Source organism: Actinoplanes sandaracinus, assembly GCF_030009775.1.
In the GTDB taxonomy this organism is placed as follows: domain Bacteria; phylum Actinomycetota; class Actinomycetes; order Mycobacteriales; family Micromonosporaceae; genus Actinoplanes; species Actinoplanes sandaracinus.
The window spans coordinates 1-3233 of record NZ_JASCTH010000080.1 but is presented as its reverse complement, the minus strand read 5'-3'; the positions used below and the strand labels follow the sequence as shown (position 1 = coordinate 3233).

Annotated in this window: 4 protein-coding genes; 2 read left to right on the top strand and 2 right to left on the bottom strand. The window is 66.5% G+C overall.

Annotated elements, in window-relative coordinates:
- Positions 1-150, bottom strand: a 150-nt coding sequence (locus QLQ12_RS47335; RefSeq protein WP_407651718.1) for a transposase, incomplete at its 3' end; no start/stop codon positions are given.
- Positions 151-212: 62 nt separating this feature from the next.
- Positions 213-338: a nucleoside triphosphate pyrophosphohydrolase family protein gene (locus QLQ12_RS46700; RefSeq protein ID WP_282767532.1), complete on the bottom strand. Its 126-nt coding sequence runs from the start codon at positions 336-338 to the stop codon at positions 213-215.
- 1019 nt (positions 339-1357) lie between these two features.
- On the opposite strand from QLQ12_RS46700, the gene QLQ12_RS46695 reads away from it, so the two are divergent.
- Positions 1358-2371, top strand: a complete 1014-nt coding sequence (locus QLQ12_RS46695) for a hypothetical protein (protein WP_282767531.1) — start codon at positions 1358-1360, stop codon at positions 2369-2371.
- A 139-nt stretch (positions 2372-2510) separates the two neighbouring features.
- On the top strand, positions 2511-3110 hold the full coding sequence (locus QLQ12_RS46690) for a hypothetical protein (RefSeq protein WP_282767530.1): 600 nt from the start codon (positions 2511-2513) through the stop codon (positions 3108-3110).
- The last annotated feature ends 123 nt before the right edge of the window (positions 3111-3233 follow it).

Here is a 3233-nt window from a genome sequence, read left to right as displayed (position 1 = left end):
CTCAGCCTGCCGGATCCAGTTGCGCAACGCCTCGTGATGCACGTTCAACTGCTCGGCCAGCCGCCGGATCGTCGGTTTGGGGTCCGACTCGCGATACAGGCGCACGGCACGCGCCCGCAGTTCGTCGGGGTACTTCTTCGGTGCTGCCACAGATGCTTCCTTCCCATGATCAGTCGATCATGTTTGAGAAGCTCCGTTGAAGCGGGGGGAACTCACAACTCCCCGATCTCCTCCTGCAGCTTCAGTAGGAACCAGGCGGAGCTTCGTTCGATGCCGAACCGACGGGCGTAACCTCGCGAGATCTGCTCGACATCCTCGCTGAGACGCACCAGGTCCATGACACTCTCCAGGGTTCGAAGTACCCGCGCTTGCAGCGCAAGATCGCGGTGCCTACAGTGGTCGCTGACAGAGTCAGCGACGCAATGTCGCAGCTCAGAGGCTCATCTTTCCTGGATCGGTCCAGATAGCGGCGTACCCCGTTCCGGCACGCAGACCGAGTAATACCTTGTCTGCGTCGATGAGCAGGACGAAGACGTCCACCGGATGAGTCGGCGCCGATATGGGCGGCGCGGCAGCACCAGGACGTCCACCGTTAGGGGTCGCGTTCACCTGATCCGCCTTCCTGCCCGCCTGGGGCATCGGCTAGGTCCTGCATCGGTGATCGAGGAATGAAGCCGTGGCCATCGGGTGGTCATGTCATACGGGTACCGGATCGGACGGCACCAGCGATGTCGGCCGGCCGACGATGCCCGCACATCGTGTAGCACGTTCGTTCGAAAGAGATACCCGAGCGTTGCGCTCCGAACAACCTCTGAAGACCTGCTGCGGAGCACCTCCACGCTGGCGGGGCCCGCTGCAGGAGCCTTCGGCGGGGCTCGAACCCGCAACCTCTCGGCTGAGAACCGAGCGAGCTGCCAGCTTGCTCCAACGGTCCAGGCGGTGACCCCGACGCGCCGGTACGCGGTGGTCACCCGATGTTGCTGTGCCTTCCCCGACCTGAACAAGGTGTCTCCGACTCGGAGAAGTAGGCGGGTTGTCCTCTCCCCGGTCCAGATCACCCGGTTCGGCACTACCACATCAGTGCCGCGCCGGGTTATCACCAGCACACCCACCGAAATGGGTCGCTGAATACATGTCATCCACTGTTGAAGTGAGAGAGAACATGCGCGCTAGCTATTTACGTCCGGGGGCGAGAGCGCGAGTTGAGGTGAACCCGGCCGGTCGTCCGCGGCGGCGCTCGGCTGCGGCCGGAGGCAACGGGCGAACTTACTCCTGTTCGAGATCTTACGAGCGGAACCGGTGGTGTCCCGTCCGCGTCTCATCGCCTGAATCATCGGCTCGATCCCGAGGAGGGGCGATGCAAGGCTTGGCCAGGTCGATCGCGATCGTGACGGCAGTAGGCCTGGTGGCTGCGTGTGCCCGCCCGGCGGGACCGGCTCCGGTGGCATCAGCGCCGGCGCGCCCGGCGTCGCTGGTGGAACCGGTCGACGGCCAGCCGGAACTGCCGGCCGGCTGGCGGTGGGAGTCATACGGCGGCGTCCAGGTCGGCGTGCCCGGCGATTGGGGCTGGGACAGTCAGGCGCTCCGGCTGGACGCGTGGTGCATCAAACCGGGCAACCACCCGCCCGCGGTCGCCCGGCCTGGTGCGGGAGTCCCGCTCATCGCGTGCGACATCGACCGGGAAGGCCCACCGGCCGGGTTCCTGACCGCGAACACCGGGTGGACGGTCGGCTTCAACCCTACGGACAAAAATGACGGCACCGACCACGAGGGCGACCGTACGAGAGTGCGGCGGGACAGCGTCGAGGTGATCATCCAGGCGCCGAAGCAGTGGCGCGACCGGATCGCCGCCACCATTCACCAGGTGCGCGTCGACGACGCCGGCTGCCCGTCCAGCCACCGGATCAGCACCGGACCGGACCTGCGCCCCACCCCGCCGGGAGACGTCGCGACCCTGCGTGACGTGACCTCGGTATCGGTCTGCAAATACCCCCTACCGTATGGGAGTTCCGCGTCACCGTCCTCGCCGCGCCTGCTGTCCAGCCTGCGCCTGGACGGCCCGGCGGCCGCGGACCAGATCCGGGAGATCGCCGCGGCGCCGGTCGGCGGCGGCCTGGACACCCCGGCGAACTGCGCACCGGAGGTGGCGCACGGCGACCAGATCATCGTGCTTCTGGTGCGGTCCGCGACCGGCACAGGAGAGATCACGATGCGCTACGCCGGCTGCGTCCAGAACGGCTTCGACGACGGTACGACCATCCGCAAGCTGACCAAGGGCGGCGTCGGTCCACTTGTCACCGGCCCCAACCGCGTGTACGGCGGCTTCTCCGGTCAGCCTGAAAAGGACGACATGCTGCTGCCACCCGGTTGAGAGGCTGTCGGCGGTGGAGTCGCTGGACCACACGATCGCGGTCGTCCCGGCTCGCCCACACTCAGCCTGGTCGAGAAGGTGCAGGGAGGCACTACCGGGCGGCTACGAGGGAACCGGGCGTGTCGGGCAGGATAGCGGGATGATCGGCTACTGGAACCCCCTGCCGACAGCCCGGCGGTTGGTAGCCGGCCTCGACCAGCCCGCCGACCAGCTCTTCACCGGACTCTGGGAACAGCGGAACTGGCGCAACGTCCCGGGGCCTTTCTACGCGGGCGAGACCGACAGCCTGGCCATCGGACGACTGGATGCGCCCGGCCACATCTGCTACGACGATGACCTCGGCGGCGGATTCGGGGTCGAATTCATCTACCGGCAGCCGGTGAACGAACGCGAGACCGAAGCGGTGATCAGCGGCTGCCAATGTGAGCTCTACCGGGGCTACAACTGGGATGGCGACGACCATTGGACCGTGGACGCCGTCCGCGAATGGTGGCGAGACCGGGGCCGGGTGCGGGAATGGGCGGTGGCGATAGCCGCCGACTGGGGAGCAGACGCTCACCCACATTGGGGCTACAACGCCCACCCTCAATACCTGGGCCACTATCACGATGCTGCCCGAGGTCATCGGGACTTCATCGCGTACCTCGATGACGGCCTGGAGGCGTACTTGCGCGGGTACCTGTTCTGGCTCGACCGGCGACACGAACCCCGGCCCGGTGAGGCACTTCCGCGCCTCTAGGCCGTGTTTCGTAACGGCTGGCGTTGTGAGGTAGTGCGGCGTGGCGGTGATCGATAAAGGTTGAGGTCTCCGGTAGATCGGTTAGCGACCAAGCAAACCGAAGACCTTCCGGAGACCTCGTGC